The organism is Pseudomonas sp. SIMBA_068 (assembly GCF_046534705.1).
In the GTDB taxonomy this organism is placed as follows: domain Bacteria; phylum Pseudomonadota; class Gammaproteobacteria; order Pseudomonadales; family Pseudomonadaceae; genus Aquipseudomonas; species Aquipseudomonas putida.
On sequence record NZ_JAWRYI010000495.1, the window covers coordinates 1 to 272 of the forward strand.

Here is a 272-nt window from a genome sequence, read left to right on the forward strand (position 1 = left end):
GCGAAATTTACCACACCGATCCACAGGTGCTGCACTACGGCACGCCGGGCGAAGGGATGCCACTCAAAGCAGGCATGATTTTCACTATCGAACCGATGATTAATGCCGGTAAAGCCGGAACCAGCGTGCTGTCAGATGGCTGGACGGTGGTCACCAAAGATCGCTCGCTCTCGGCGCAATGGGAACATACCGTCGCCGTTACCGATGAGGGTTTTGATCTGCTCACGCCCTGGCCTGAAGGCACCGGCGACTACCCGGCGATTTAATCTCTC

At 57.0% G+C, this 272-nt stretch carries 1 protein-coding gene; it reads left to right on the forward strand.

Translation table 11 applies throughout. From position 1 onward, the window contains the following. Positions 1-266, forward strand: a 266-nt coding sequence (locus tag SB756_RS30105; RefSeq protein WP_410913239.1) for a M24 family metallopeptidase, incomplete at its 5' end; no start/stop codon positions are given. Positions 267-272: the final 6 nt, after the last annotated feature.